We start from the raw sequence: 12,741 nt of genomic DNA on the forward strand, positions 1-12,741 counted from the left end.
CGAGCCCGCGCAGCGCGAGCGCGGGCGCGTCCTCGCGCAACGCGACGCGCTTGAGCGCCCCGAGCGGGTCGCCGCGCGCGAGCGCGCGCGCGGCGTCGGCGATCAGGGCATCCATTCGAATCCCGACACGATTGTCACTCCCGGCATCGCGCGACCAGCGCGCAATCTACCTCACGAGTGGCGGCCGACGGGGCCGCCCCGTCGAGGAGACCACGATGACTACGACCCACGCCACTGCCACGCGCGAGCAATGGCTCGACGCGCGCCTCGCGCTGCTCGAGGCCGAGAAGGAACTTACCCGCCGCAGCGACGAGCTCGCGCGGCAGCGCCAGGCCTTGCCCTGGGTGCGCATCGAGAAGCCCTACGCGTTCGACACCGAAGCGGGCACGGTGCCGCTCGCAGGGCTGTTCCAGGGGCGCTCGCAGCTGCTCGTCTACCACTTCATGTTCGGCCCCGACTACGAGGCCGGTTGCCCTTCGTGCTCGATGATCGCGGACGGCTTCGACGGTTTCGCGGTGCACCTTGCCCATCACGACACGATGCTGTGCGCGGTGTCGCGCGCGCCGCTGCCGACGCTGCAGGCGTTCAGACGGCGCATGGGCTGGCGCTTCCCGTGGGCCTCGTCGGGTGGCTGCGACTTCAATGCCGACTTCAACGTGCTGTTCACCGAACGGCAGCAGCGCGAGGGCGGCATCGAGTACAACTGGCGTCGCGAGGCGCCGATGCCGGTCGCCGCGAAGGAACCGCTCGCAGGCAGGACCGTGCAGGAATGGCGGCTGCGCGGCGAGGAAGGCCCGGTCGCGCAGATCGCCTCGATGACCGGTACCGACGTTGCGACCTACACGCGCGACCGCCCGGGCATGAGCGCGTTCGTGCTCGAAGACGGCGTCGTGTACCACACCTACTCGACCTATGCGCGCGGCCTCGACGGCCTCTGGGGCGCGTACCAGTGGCTCGACCGCGCGCCGAAGGGTCGCAACGAGTCGGGCATCTGGTGGCGCCATCGCGATGCCTACGATGCGCCGGCGCCGACGAAGGCGGCTTCGTGCTGCGGCTGATTACCGCTGCCGGCGGCCGCACGAGTCGGGCGACGCACGGTGCGTCGCCCCTTCGCGCCGGGCGCCGCGCGTTCGTCGTCGTCGCCGCGCTGATGTTCGCCGCGGGCGCCGTCGCGACGGTCGTCGGTTGCGCATCGATGGCGACCCGAGCACAGCCGATGCCGGGCGCCTGGATGGCGTCGATGGCCGCGATGGGGATGTGCGGGCAGGGCGCGTCCGGCGCCCTGTTCGCGTTCGTTCCGATGTGGCTCGCGATGATGGTCGCGATGATGTCGCCCACGCTCGCGCCGGTGCTGTGGCGCCATCGTTCGGCGCTGGAGCGGACGGGCGCATCCGCCCAGGCGAACCGAAGCGCCGCGATGGTCGCGCTCGGCTACTTCGCGGTGTGGACCGCGCTCGGCCTCGTCGTGTTCGCGTTCGCCGCCGTCGCGGGCGAAGCGCTGGTGCAGCAACCCGCGTGGTCGCGTGCGGTGCCCGCGTTCGCGGGCGTCGTCGTGACGTTCGCAGGTGCGTTGCAGTTCAGTGCATGGAAGCGGCATCGCCTCGCCTGCTGGCACGCGGCGCCGTGCGGCGACGACGCGCGCGGCGCGTCCGTGGCATGGCGACGAGGCGTGCGCCTCGGCCTGCACTGCAATGCCGCGTGCGCGAACCTCACCGCGGTCCTGCTCGCGCTCGGCGCGATGGACCTGCGCGCGATGGCGTTCGTGACCGCCGCGATCACCGCCGAGCGGCTCGCGCCGCGCGGAGCGTGCGTCGTGGAAGGCCTTGGCGTCGTACTCGTCGGATCAGGTGCTTTCATGATCGGCCAGGCCGCCGCGTGAGATGTCGAAGGGCTGGAGCCTGCAAGGCAGGCCATGCCGGATCGCCCGCGCGCGGCGGTATGCAGTGCAAAGTGAAGTAAGGCCATTCTCGAGAACGTGCGCGCGCACGCGTTGCAGATCCGCGCGCAGGTTCGGCGACGCGCGTCAGGCGCGTCGCTGCGCTGCCCGCTGCGGCAGCAGTGCGATCAACGCGACGATCGCGATCAGCAGTACGCACGATGCCGGATAGCGGCCGAGCGCCATGCCGCCATCGGCGACTGGTTTGTCGAGGAAGTCCCCCACCACTGCGCCGAGCGGCCGGGTCAGCACGAAGGCCGACCAGAACAGCGCCGTTCTCGAGATGGAGCTGGCGAAGTACAGTGCCGCGACGAGGGTGAGCAGCCCGCCGAAAATCGCCATGCCGCCGGCGTAGCCGAGGCCGGCCGTGTCCGCGGTCCAGTCGCCGAGTGCCGTTCCGAGCGTCTGCGAGAACGTGATCGTGATCCAGTAGAAGGTCTCGGATCGAGCATGGGTGACGCTTTCGACCGAGATGGAACCTGTACTCCGGTACCACGCGGCGAGCGACGCGACGAGGAGGGTGAGCAGCAGTACCGACCCGCCGGGGTAGCCGATGCCCAGCGAACGGTCCGCGAAGTCCGCGAGCGTCGTTCCCACGGTCGTGCTGGCGATGATCGCGAACCAGTACAACCACGGATTGAACTGCGTCGCGCGGATCTGCGCCGACACCGCGACCACGAGCAACGCGGCGAAGATGCCGGTGCCGGCCAGGTAGCCGAGGCCCATGGACATCGTCACGGCGTCGCCGCCGGTTTCTCCCAGCGTAGTCGCCAGGGTCTTGACGAGCCAGAACCCGAGCGTCACGGCGGGCACCTTGCTCGCGTGGATGTGCGTCGCCGTCGAACCGCGAACGTGGGTCATCGCGACGGCCCCGTGTTCACGGCCCCGGCAGCGGACGGTGTCATGGATTCAGGAGCAGGAGCGGATCGACGCGCACGTCGAACCAGTTCATGCCCCAGTGCAGGTGCGGTCCCGTCGCGCGGCCGGTCATGCCCGCGGCGCCGATGACGTCTCCCTGCGCGACGCGCTGGCCGAGCTTCACGTCGATGCGCGAGAGGTGCAGGAAATTCGAGCTCACGCCGTGGCCGTGGTCGATGAGCACGGTGCCGCCCGTGAGGTAGAGGCCGGGGTCGGCGAATGTGACGACGCCCGCTGCGGGCGCCTTCACCGGCGTGCCCTCGGGCACCGCGATGTCCATGCCCGAATGCGGCGATTTCGGCACGTCCCGGCCGTCGACGACGTAGATGCGCTGGTTGCCGAAGCGACCGCTGATGCGTCCGTCGACGGGCCACGCGAACGCCTGCATGTAGTCCTCGCGCGCGTCGTCGCGTTCGCGCGCGGCGACCACGCGCGCCTGCTCGCGCTTGATGCGCTCGGCGATCTCCGGTGGCGGCTCGACCGTCTTCGGCGGCACGCCTTCGATGCGTTCGACCGGCCAGTCCCGCGGCACGACCGGAATCGCGATGCGCTCGCGCTGGCCGTCGCGCTCGGTGATGTCGATCGTGACCGGGCCGCGCTCGTCGCGGCCGACGCCGAACACGATCTCGCCGCGAGGGCCCACGCGCAGGACATGGCCGGCGACGCGCACCTTCGCATGCGGGTTGACCGTCGCGCGCACGAGCGCGCCTTGCGAGACCTGGTCCGGGAACGGGCTCGCCGCGGCGGCGTGTGCGAGGACGAGTGTGGCGGGGAGGAGCGTCGCGATGCGCGCTGTCGTCGTGGCGAGGAAGGCCGCAAGCGTGCCGGCTTTACGGCGGGAGCGGCGGAAGCCGCGATGCATCTGGTTCGTGGTAGCGAAAGCATCGCGGCTTCCGCGGTTCCCACAGGCGGCAGCAGCCGCCGTTCCGATCGGAGGGCGCGCGTACCTGTCCGTCACCGCGCGAACTCCAGGCGCGTGCCGCGCACGCCGTCGTCGAGGCGGCCGTCGTTCCACGCGAGCTGGCCGTTGACCCACGTCGCCGCGATGCTCGAACGGAACGTGTGCCCCTCGAACGGCGTCCACGAGCACTTCGACAGCACCTCTTCGGCGGTCACCGTGTGCGGCATGTTCGGGTCGACGAGCACGAGATCCGCATGGAAACCCTCGCGCAGGAAACCGCGTTCCCGCACGTCGAACAGCGTCGCCGGCGCGTGCATCGCGGCCTCGACCACGCGTTCGAGCGTGAGCGCCCCGTCGAACACGCGCTCGAGCGCGCACTGCAGCGCGTACTGCACGAGCGGAAGCCCGGACGGTGCGCGCGGGTACTGGTTCGACTTCTCGGTCGCGAGGTGCGGCGCGTGGTCGGTCGCGAGCACGTCGAGGCGGCCTTCGGCGAGCGCGCGCGTGATGACTTCGCGGTCGTGCGCGGTCTTCACCGCAGGGTTGCACTTGATGAGCGTGCCGAGGCGCGCGTAGTCGGCGTCGCAGAAATGCAGGAAATGCACGCAGGTCTCGGCGGTGATGCGCTTGCCCGCGACCGGGCCGGGCTCGAACAGCGCGCATTCGTCCGCGGTGGAGATGTGCAGCACGTGCAGGCGCGTGCCGTGCTTGCGCGCGAGCGAGATCGCGAGCCGGGTCGACTTGATGCACGCCTCGCGCGAGCGGATCAGCGGGTGCTGCGCGATCGGGATGTCGTCGCCCCAGCGTGCCTTCGCCGCCTCCTCGTTGGCGGTGATCGTCGGCGTGTCCTCGCAGTGCGTGATGATCGGCACCGGGCAGTCGCGGAAGATCGCGTCAAGCGTGGCCGGGTCGTCGACGAGCATGTTGCCGGTCGACGCGCCCATGAACACCTTGACGCCGGGTGCGGACTTCGGGTCGAGCGCGCGGATGTCGGCGAGGTTGTCGTTGGTCGCGCCGAGGTAGAACGCGAAGTTCGCGCGCGATACCTCCGCCGCGCGCGCGTACTTCGCCTCGAGCGCGGCGCGGTCGGTCGCGGGCGGCTTCGTGTTGGGCATCTCCATGAAGCTCGTGATGCCCCCGGCGACGCACGCGCGCGATTCCGAGGCGATGTCGGCCTTGTGCGTGAGGCCCGGTTCGCGGAAGTGCACCTGGTCGTCGATCATGCCCGGCAGCAGCCAGCGGCCGTTGGCGTCGAACACGCGCTCTCCGCCGCGCGCGCCGAGGCCGCGGCCGATCTGCTCGATGCGGCCGCGACTCACGCGCACGTCGGCGTGGAAGCGGCGGCCCTCGTTGACGAGTTCGGCATTGGTGATCAACCAGTCAGTCATGCTCGTGGTCCTGTTCGTGTGCGTGGCGCGGCGGCCATATGCGGAATGCCATCGGTACCGGGTCGAGGCCGCCGCGGCACAGCGGTTGGCAGCGGATGATGCGGCAAAACGCAAGCCAGCCGCCACGCAGCGTGCCGAAGCGCGCGATCGCGACGCGCGCGTAATCGGAGCAGCTCGGGTGGAAACGGCAGCGCGCGCCGAGCAGCGGGCTCAACCAGCGCTTGTAATACCGGAGCAGGAGAATCGTCGGGCGGGCCATCTGCGCGCACCGCAGCGCGCGCAATCGCACGCCACGGCACGGATTTTCGGCGGTTGCCGGGGGGTAGGACTTAGGCTATAACACGCGACCGCCGAGTCACAAGGTAGGCCCGAGGAATGGCGAAGAGCAAAGCAGATCCGCGCAAGAGCACGAAGGCGGCCAAACCCGCCGCGCGTGCGGGGGTGGCGGCGTCCCGCAAGGTTCCTGCCAAGCCGGTGGCGAAGGCGAAGGCGGCCGCGCCGAAGAAGGCGGCCAAGCCGGCCGCGAAGCCGGCTCCGGCGCGCAAACCGGCGTCGAAACCGGTGGCGAAAGCCGCGCCCGGGAAGGCCGCGCCCGTGAAGAAGGCCGTTCCCGCGAAGAAGGCGGCACCGGCAGCGAAGGCGAAGGCCGCGCCGAAACCGGTCGCCAGGCCCGCCGCGAGGCCGGCGCCGGCCGCGAAGCCGTCCAAACCCGCCGCCGCCGTACCCGCATCGAAACCGCAGACCGCGAGCAGCAATGCCGCAGAAACCTCCAGGAATTTCGTGACTACCAGCAAGCCGCAAACCGCAGCCGCCAAGAGCAGCAAGAAAGCCGAGCCCGCCGCCGAGAACGGCGTGACCATGCAGGACGGCCGCTACGCATTGCCGACGACCGTGACGATCGACCTCCCGGGCGGCTACAAGCCGTCGTCCAAGGAGGAGTACATGAGTCCGCGCCAGCTGCAGTACTTCCGCAACAAGCTGTCGAAGTGGCGCGAAGAGCTGGTCGAGGAGAGCCGCCAGACGATCGAGAGCCTGCGCGATGAAGTGCGCGACGTCGGCGACGAAGCCGAGCGCGCGACGCGCGAGACCGAGAATTCGCTCGAGCTGCGCACGCGCGACCGCTACCGCAAGCTCATCGCGAAGATCGACAAGGCGCTCAAGCGGATCGAGGAAGGCCGGTACGGCTACTGCGAGGAGACCGACGAGGAGATCGGCATCGAGCGCCTCGAAGCGCGTCCGATCGCCACCCTCAGCCTCGATGCGCAGGAACGCTGGGAGCATCGCCAGAAGCAGATGGGCGATTGATGCGAGCAGGGCTGACGGCTGAGCGCCGCGGGCTCGAGGAGATCGGCCCGTTGCTTGCGATGCCAGGCGTCTGCGCCAACGAGCGATTCGCCGGCCCTCGCGCAGCGGCCGATGGATCGGCCCGAGTCGACGCCTTGCAGCCCCCGGCCCTCCGTCCCCGGCCCTCGCGCCTCGCGCCATGAACGCGCGCAGGTACTTCGGCACCGACGGCATCCGCGGCAGGGTCGGCGAATGGCCGATCACCGCGGAGTTCATGCTCAAGCTCGGCCGCGCGGTCGGCAGCGTGCTCGCGACGCGCGGGCAGGCGGTCAACGTCGTGATCGGCAAGGACACGCGCGTGTCCGGCTACATGTTCGAGTCCGCGCTCGAGGCGGGGCTCGTCGCCGCTGGCGCGGGCGTGAGCCTGCTCGGCCCGATGCCGACGCCCGCGGTCGCCTATCTCACGCGGTCGCTGCGCGCGAGCGCCGGCATCGTCATCAGCGCCTCGCACAACCCGCACCACGACAACGGCATCAAGTTCTTCTCGGCCGAAGGCGAGAAGCTCGACGACGACGTCGAGGCGGCGATCGAGGCCGAGCTCGAGGCGCCGTTCACGACGGTCGCGTCCGAGTCGATCGGCAAGGTCGTGCGCGTGCGCGACGCGGTCGTGCGCTACGCGGAGTTCTGCAAGGCGACCGTGCCGCCGGCGCTGAATCTGCGCGGCCTGCACATCGTGCTCGACTGCGCGCACGGCGCGACCTACCAGATCGCGCCGACCGTGTTCGGCGAACTCGGCGCGAAGGTGACCGCGATCGGCGTGCAGCCGGACGGCCTCAACATCAATCGCGACGTCGGCTCGACGCATCCCCAGGCGCTGCAGCGCGCGGTGGTCGCCGCGGGCGCCGATCTCGGCATCGCGTTCGACGGCGACGGTGATCGCGTGCAGATGGTCGATCGCCGTGGCGCGCTCGTCGACGGCGACCAGCTCCTCTATGTGCTCGCGAGCGACTGGCATGCGAGCGGCCGCCTGCGCGGTCCGCTCGTCGGCACGCTCATGAGCAACTACGGACTCGAGCGCGCGATGGGCGAGCTCGGCGTGCCGTTCATCCGCGCCAACGTCGGCGACCGCTACGTGCTGCAGCAGCTCAAGCAGCACCAGGGCGTGCTCGGCGGCGAGACCTCCGGCCACATCCTCACGCTCGACCGCGCGAGCAGCGGCGACGCGATCGTCAGCGCGCTCCAGGTGCTCGACGCGCTGCGGCGCAGCGGGCGCAGCCTCGACGAGGCGGTGGCCGGCATGCGCAAGGTCGCGCAGACGACCGTCAACGTGCGCGTCGCCGGTGGCGCCGCGGCGCTCGTCGCCGATGCGCGCGTGCAGCGCGTCTACGAAAGCGTGCGCGCCGAACTCGAAGGGCAGGGTCGCGTCGTGCTGCGCCCGTCCGGCACCGAGCCGCTCGTACGCGTGACGGTCGAAGCCGGCGATGCCGGCCTCGTCGAGCGGCTCGCCGCGCAACTTGCCGACGCCGTAAGATCCGCAGCATCCGCGACGACCAGCGCCTGATCGCCATGAGCCCACGCATCCCGACCCTCGACATCCGCCGTTACGACAGCGACCGCGACGCGTTCGTCGCCGAGCTCGGCGCGGCCTACCGCGAGTGGGGCTTCGCGGGCATCCGCGGCCACGGCATCGCGCAGGATCTCATCGACGGCGCGTACGGCGTGTTCAAGGCGTTTTTCGCGCTGCCCGCCGACGTGAAGATGAAGTACCACATCAAGGGTGGCGGCGGCGCGCGCGGCTACACCCCGTTCGGCGTCGAGACCGCGAAGGATTCGAAGTATCCGGACCTCAAGGAGTTCTGGCACATCGGCCGCGAGATCGCGCGCGATTCGACCTACGCCGACGTGATGGCGCCGAACCTGTGGCCGACCGAAGTCGCGGGATTCCGCGATTACGGCTACGGCCTGTTCGAGGCGCTCGACACGCTCGGTTCGCGCGTGCTGCGCGCGCTCGCGCTGCACATCGACCTGCCGGACGCGTACTTCGACGACAAGACGAACTTCGGCAACTCGATCCTGCGCCCGATCCACTATCCGCCGATCACCGCGCCGGACGTGCCGAACGTGCGCGCGGGCGCGCACGAGGACATCAACCTCATCACCTTGCTCGTCGGCGCGAGCGCGCAGGGCCTCGAGGTGAAGTCGCGCAAGGGCGAGTGGGTGCCGTTCACCGCCGAGGCCGACACGATCGTCGTCAACATCGGCGACATGCTGCAGCGCCTGACCAACCACGTCTACCCGTCGACGACCCATCGCGTCGTGAACCCGCCCGGCGACGAGGCGCGCAAGCCGCGCTACTCGGTGCCGTTCTTCCTGCATCCGAACCCGGACTTCGTCATCGACGCGCTGCCGTCGTGCATCGGTGCCGACAATCCGAACCGCTACCCGCAACCGATCACCGCGCACGAGTACCTGCAGGAGCGGTTGCGCGAGATCAAGCTGATCTGACGGCTGCGGGTCGGAACCTGCCGCCCGCTTCGCCGCCTCGCGTGCCCGTCCCCGGTCCACGCGCTACCCGTACGTCGCCGATCATGCGCAGCCCTCAGCCCCCGACCGTCGCGCGGATGCGCCCGGCATGACCGCGACGGATCCGGGCACGATTCCGCGCGAGCGGCGAGAACGCATCGTCGTCGCCGCAGCGTTCGTCGCGCTCGCGGCGCTGCTGGTCGCGCTCGCGCTCGCGTGGCGCATTCCGATGATGCTGTGGGACCATCTCGATCTCGTGCCGATCTACGAGCGCTACCTGCGCGGCACGCTCGGCGCGGCGGATTTCTTCCGCATCCACGGCGGCCACCTGCACGCGGGCGCGTACGCGGTGCTGCTGCCGACGACGGCGCTGTCGCACGGACGCACCTGGTTGGACGTGCTCGCGAGCGCGCTGTTCCTGCTCGGCTACGCGGCGGTCGTGGTCGCGATGGCGTCGCGGCTCCGGCGTGCGCGCGCGATCGGCGTGCCGACGATGCTGCTGTTCGTCCTGCTCGCGCTCACGCCGGGGCACCTCGCGAACCTGCAGTGGGGCTGGCAGGTCGCGGTGTTCGTCTGCCTCGCGGGCGCGGCGTCCGCGATCGCGTTGCTCTCGGCCGCCGCGTTCACGCCGTTGCGCGCGTGTGCCGCGCTCGCGTGCGCAGCCGTCGCGTTCGCGAGCTTCGCGATCGGCTTCGCGGCATTCCCGGTCGGCGCGGTGCTCATCGCGTCGCGAAAGGATCTCGCCGTGCGCGCCCGTTGGGCATGGGCGGGCCTGTGGATCGCCGTCGCGCTCGCCGCGGGGCTCGCGCTGCAGCGCGACGGCGCAACGACGCGCGACGTGGCGACGATCGCGCTCTACGCGCTCGACTTCCTCGGCGCGGGCATCGCGCGCTACGCGACCGATCTCGCGCCGTGGCTCGGCGCGCTCGGGCTCGCGGGCGGCGTCGTCGCCGCGTGGACGCTGCGCGAGCGCGGTGCGGCGCTGCCGTGGATCGGCCTGTTCCTGTTCGGCGCCGCGAGCGCGCTGTTGACCGCGTACGGGCGGGCCGGGGACTACGGTGCGGAGCAGGCGTTCGTGACGCGTTACGTGAGTTTCTCGAGCGTGTTCTGGATCGGTGCACTCGGGTTGTTCGCGCTCGCGGCGCAGGCGACGCGCTGGCGCGCCGGGGTCGTGCGCGGAATCGTCGCGGCCGTCGCCGTGCTCGCGACGTTCGAAGCAGTGCATCTCGCGAAGAAGGCGGCGACGGTCGCCGCGCGCGCGCAGGCGACCGCGGAAACGATCCGCCGCACCTATCCCGACGTGCCGCCCGACGTGCTTGCCGCGATCTACTTCGACGAGCCCGGCATCGCGCGCGAACGACTGCAGCGCCTGCACGCGTGGGGCTTCGCGCCGTTCGATCGCTGAGCGTCAGGTGGAATCGCGGAAGTTCTTCCCGCCGCCTGCGACGAGGCGCTCGCCGAGGCGGTCCGGCAGCAGCTTGACGAGCATCTTGATCGCGCGGTTGACGCGACCGCTGACGCGGATCGATTCGCCGCGTCCGACCGCGGCGAGCGCGTCGCGCACGACCTCGTCGGCGTCGAGCCAGAGCCAGCGCGGCATGCCCTTCATCTGATCGCGCGTTCCGGTCACGTCGTGGAACTCCGAATGCGTGAAGCCGGGACAGCACGCGAGCACGTGGACGCCGTAGGCCCGATTCTCGAGCGAGAGCGCTTGAGAAAACTTGATCAGGTACGCCTTCGATGCCGCGTACAGCGTGTGCCCGGCCGGTGCGGGCACGAGGCCCGCGAGCGACGCGACATTGACGATGCGGCCGCGGCCGCGCTCGCGCATCGCGGGCAGGAACCGATGGCACAGCTCCGCGGGCGCGGTCATGAGCACCTGGATGAAGTCGGCGTGCGTGCGCCATGGACGCGACAGGAACGAGCCGGTGACGCCGTAGCCTGCGTTGTTGACGAGCACGTCGATCGCGAGTCCGCGGCGCGCGCATTCCTCGAACAGGCGCGTCGGCGCGCTCGGGTCGGCGAGGTCGGCCGGCACGCAGACGACGTCGACCGCATGGCGATCCCGCAGCTCGGTCGCGAGCGCCTCGAGGCGATCCGTACGGCGCGCCGTCAGCACGAGGCCGCAGCCCTCCGCGGCAAGCTGACGCGCGAACTCGGCACCGATGCCGGCGGACGCGCCGGTGACCAGGGCATGGAAGGACGACATCGACGCTCCTCGTGCGGGGAGTGCGCAGCCTAGCGGCAAATGGCCGCGCCTGCGCAGCGCCTGAGCGCTCGCTCGCTTGCCGGGAGCGCACGCTGTAGGGCGGCTCAAGGCCGAAGGCCGGAGCCGCCTCGGCGTTCGCGATGCGCCACTCTCGCAAGGTCGAGGCGGCTGCGCCGCCACGCGTCCTGATTCGCCCTGCAGGACTTCGCAAGCCCGCACGCAATCCGCGCACCGCGTGCGGCACGGCTGCAGCATGAACTGTGGGAGCGGCGGAAGCCGCGATGCTCTCCATGCAGGCAGCGTCACGCATCTCGCATCCGCGACCGTCGCGCCACCCTTGACGCCGCCCCCGCCTGCGGCTTTAATACGCGGCCCCGCTGCAGTCCGTTCGGACCGCACGCATGCAAGACATCCTGGCCGGGTAGCTCAGTTGGTAGAGCAGGGGATTGAAAATCCCCGTGTCGGCGGTTCGATTCCGTCCCCGGCCACCATTGCATCAATGACTTGCGCAGTCTCGCCCTCGGATCGTCTCGCGGTGTTTGCCGTACATTTGCAAGATGCGTCCTCAAGTCCGGATCCGTTGCGCAGCTACCGGGCCAAGTAACGTTCCCGGCTCCGGCCTGCCCCCACCAATGGCGTGTTCGCCACACCCTCCGTTGGCGCACGAATTTTTCAGAGCACCTCTGGATGAGTTTGGCGCGAGGGAAAGTTCCGCGCGCGCGAAGAGCGACAAGGGAGCGCGCATCCGCGTACAAGCATAAGAAGTGCCTCGCCCTGGCGGAAAACCCGGCAGGCGTGGGCGGAGTTAATCGCAGGCTCCGATGACAAATAGGCATGTAGGAAATTTCCTACAGCCAAGCACAACGATTTCTTACATTCGCACACTTTTGCGGCCGCTCGTCGAGGTCGTGGCGTATTCTTCTCTGGTACAGGGGGAGGGCCAATGAAACTCGTTTCGCGGACGCTGCACGTAAAGCGTGTTACATATCGAGGGCGTGGCAATAGGGAGGCAAGCGACCTGCCTACGCTCGACGAAATGATCAAGGGGATATTCGCCAAGGGCGATACGGTCGGGAAGCGACACTATCCGGCGGCCGACAATCTCAAGCCTGGAAAGCCTTGCGTCTGCTTCGATGACTACGTTGATTCAGGAGTTGGCGCGCGCTTCAAAATGTACTCGTACGTTCACGCGCATACGCCGGATCAGGTCGTTCCAGATCTGAACGCGAAACATGTGAACTTGGTCACGGAGCCGCTCGAGACCGCAGACGGAAAACAGAAGGCCGTTGCCATCATGTGTCAGGTGATCGTGCTTGGCGAAACGATGATCGTGGAATATGCGTCGGGATCAGGAGGAGTCGCCGCGGTCGTCAGCGCGCTAGCTTACCTATCGAAGAAGGTCGATCGGCGCATTGCCCACATGAAGGCCCAGAACATTCCGAGTCGCGCCTTGACGCAGATGATCAAAGAGAATGGCGGCGTACGAGAGGTGCGCGCGACATTGCGTGGGACAGTCCCCATCGAGTCGAGGTTCGGAATGACCCTGTCGACCGTGCGTAAAGGGATGGGTAACGCGACGCGA

Annotated in this window: 13 protein-coding genes and 1 tRNA gene; 8 read left to right on the top strand and 6 right to left on the bottom strand. The window is 69.6% G+C overall.

What is annotated here, in order from left to right:
* Positions 1–215: 215 nt before the first annotated feature.
* Complete coding sequence (locus tag VI238_RS15990; RefSeq protein ID WP_331653157.1) at positions 216–1,058, top strand: DUF899 domain-containing protein; 843 nt, start codon at positions 216–218, stop codon at positions 1,056–1,058.
* Positions 1,046–1,879: a DUF2182 domain-containing protein gene (locus VI238_RS15995; protein WP_331653159.1), complete on the top strand. Its 834-nt coding sequence runs from the start codon at positions 1,046–1,048 to the stop codon at positions 1,877–1,879. Before VI238_RS15990 ends, VI238_RS15995 begins: the two co-directional genes overlap by 13 nt.
* Positions 1,880–2,023: 144 nt before the next feature.
* Here VI238_RS15995 and VI238_RS16000 read toward each other — a convergent pair whose 3' ends face one another.
* From VI238_RS16000 to VI238_RS16020, 5 genes are all read right to left on the bottom strand, one after another.
* Positions 2,024–2,797: a hypothetical protein gene (locus VI238_RS16000; protein WP_331653161.1), complete on the bottom strand. Its 774-nt coding sequence runs from the start codon at positions 2,795–2,797 to the stop codon at positions 2,024–2,026.
* A gap of 40 nt (positions 2,798–2,837) precedes the next feature.
* A complete protein-coding gene (locus tag VI238_RS16005; RefSeq protein ID WP_331653163.1) occupies positions 2,838–3,716 on the bottom strand; it encodes a M23 family metallopeptidase in 879 nt (292 codons plus the stop codon).
* A gap of 92 nt (positions 3,717–3,808) precedes the next feature.
* A complete protein-coding gene (locus VI238_RS16010) occupies positions 3,809–5,143 on the bottom strand; it encodes a dihydroorotase (RefSeq protein ID WP_331653165.1) in 1,335 nt (444 codons plus the stop codon).
* Entirely contained in the window at positions 5,136–5,402 is a 267-nt protein-coding gene (gene yidD, locus VI238_RS16015; protein ID WP_331653166.1) for a membrane protein insertion efficiency factor YidD, read from the bottom strand. The genes VI238_RS16010 and yidD overlap by 8 nt, the downstream gene beginning before the upstream one ends.
* Positions 5,403–5,472: 70 nt before the next feature.
* A complete protein-coding gene (locus VI238_RS16020) occupies positions 5,473–5,937 on the bottom strand; it encodes a hypothetical protein (protein WP_331653167.1) in 465 nt (154 codons plus the stop codon).
* On the opposite strand from VI238_RS16020, the gene dksA reads away from it, so the two are divergent.
* From dksA to VI238_RS16040, 4 genes are all read left to right on the top strand, one after another.
* The gene (gene dksA / locus VI238_RS16025; RefSeq protein ID WP_331653168.1) at positions 5,924–6,448 is read left to right on the top strand and encodes an RNA polymerase-binding protein DksA; all 525 of its coding nucleotides are present in this window, start codon (positions 5,924–5,926) and stop codon (positions 6,446–6,448) included. The genes VI238_RS16020 and dksA overlap by 14 nt on opposite strands.
* A 178-nt stretch (positions 6,449–6,626) precedes the next feature.
* Positions 6,627–7,988, top strand: a complete 1,362-nt coding sequence (gene glmM / locus VI238_RS16030; protein WP_331653169.1) for a phosphoglucosamine mutase — start codon at positions 6,627–6,629, stop codon at positions 7,986–7,988.
* 5 nt (positions 7,989–7,993) lie between these two features.
* Complete coding sequence (locus VI238_RS16035) at positions 7,994–8,932, top strand: isopenicillin N synthase family dioxygenase (RefSeq protein WP_331653170.1); 939 nt, start codon at positions 7,994–7,996, stop codon at positions 8,930–8,932.
* Positions 8,933–9,059: 127 nt separating this feature from the next.
* The gene (locus VI238_RS16040; protein ID WP_331653171.1) at positions 9,060–10,355 is read left to right on the top strand and encodes a hypothetical protein; all 1,296 of its coding nucleotides are present in this window, start codon (positions 9,060–9,062) and stop codon (positions 10,353–10,355) included.
* Positions 10,356–10,358: 3 nt separating this feature from the next.
* On the opposite strand, the gene VI238_RS16045 is transcribed toward VI238_RS16040, so the two are convergent.
* The gene (locus VI238_RS16045; RefSeq protein WP_331653172.1) at positions 10,359–11,159 is read right to left on the bottom strand and encodes an SDR family oxidoreductase; all 801 of its coding nucleotides are present in this window, start codon (positions 11,157–11,159) and stop codon (positions 10,359–10,361) included.
* Positions 11,160–11,574: 415 nt separating this feature from the next.
* Between VI238_RS16045 and VI238_RS16050 the strand changes: the two genes are divergently transcribed.
* Positions 11,575–11,650: transfer RNA gene (locus VI238_RS16050), tRNA-Phe, on the top strand.
* 452 nt (positions 11,651–12,102) lie between these two features.
* Positions 12,103–12,741 (top strand): hypothetical protein (locus tag VI238_RS16055; RefSeq protein ID WP_331653173.1); only part of this gene is annotated, 639 nt, incomplete at its 3' end.

The organism is Dokdonella sp. (assembly GCF_036518555.1).
Taxonomy (GTDB): domain Bacteria; phylum Pseudomonadota; class Gammaproteobacteria; order Xanthomonadales; family Rhodanobacteraceae; genus Dokdonella_A.

Coding starts and splice junctions, on each gene's coding strand:
- VI238_RS16040 (WP_331653171.1), top strand. CDS start 9,060: ATGACCGCGACGGATCCGGGCACGATTCCGCGCGAGCGGCGAGAACGC.
- VI238_RS15990 (WP_331653157.1), top strand. CDS start 216: ATGACTACGACCCACGCCACTGCCACGCGCGAGCAATGGCTCGACGCG.
- VI238_RS16005 (WP_331653163.1), bottom strand. CDS start 3,716: ATGCATCGCGGCTTCCGCCGCTCCCGCCGTAAAGCCGGCACGCTTGCG.
- VI238_RS16035 (WP_331653170.1), top strand. CDS start 7,994: ATGAGCCCACGCATCCCGACCCTCGACATCCGCCGTTACGACAGCGAC.
- VI238_RS16000 (WP_331653161.1), bottom strand. CDS start 2,797: ATGACCCACGTTCGCGGTTCGACGGCGACGCACATCCACGCGAGCAAG.
- VI238_RS16045 (WP_331653172.1), bottom strand. CDS start 11,159: ATGTCGTCCTTCCATGCCCTGGTCACCGGCGCGTCCGCCGGCATCGGT.
- yidD (WP_331653166.1), bottom strand. CDS start 5,402: ATGGCCCGCCCGACGATTCTCCTGCTCCGGTATTACAAGCGCTGGTTG.
- glmM (WP_331653169.1), top strand. CDS start 6,627: ATGAACGCGCGCAGGTACTTCGGCACCGACGGCATCCGCGGCAGGGTC.
- VI238_RS16010 (WP_331653165.1), bottom strand. CDS start 5,143: ATGACTGACTGGTTGATCACCAATGCCGAACTCGTCAACGAGGGCCGC.